1 protein-coding gene is annotated in these 454 nt (G+C 63.0%); it reads right to left on the bottom strand.

What is annotated here, in order from left to right; genetic code table 11:
• A partial coding sequence (locus LPW29_RS15375; protein WP_238628737.1) for a hypothetical protein occupies nt 1-454 on the bottom strand: 454 nt, incomplete at both ends.

The following is a 454-nucleotide window of genomic DNA, read 5'->3' on the forward strand; positions in this document are numbered from 1 at the left end:
GGGATGCCGGGCTGTTCCCGGTCTGCGAACGCACCTTCAAACGGCAGCAACGGCTTCACCGGCACATCGAACCGCAGTAAGGCGTCCAGTTTCATCTGCTCACGCACTGCCTGGGCCAGGTGGAACCGGGGCGCTATGCGTTCCTTGATGCTGGTGTGTTCCGAAGTCTCCGGCGTGGCCGCCATCCCGGCCCGCACGGGGTTGAGATCCACGTAGGCCATGCAACTGAGCAGGGCGGCTTCGGTGCGGAGGGCCTGGGACTTGAAGCGGGCCTCCCAGAAGTGCCCCGTGCAGCCGTACTCCTGATTGGCCTGCCGGGCGATGGGCTCATTCAAACATTTCATGAACCAGCTCAGGCTGGCCAGCCGTTGCCGGTAGCATTGGGCAAATTCCGTCACCTGGGCCAGCTCATGGCTTTCCTGTTTATCTCCCGCCAGATACCGCTGGACCAGCA

The organism is Ectothiorhodospira sp. 9100 (assembly GCF_022227565.1).
Taxonomy (GTDB): Bacteria; Pseudomonadota; Gammaproteobacteria; order Ectothiorhodospirales; family Ectothiorhodospiraceae; genus Ectothiorhodospira; species Ectothiorhodospira marina.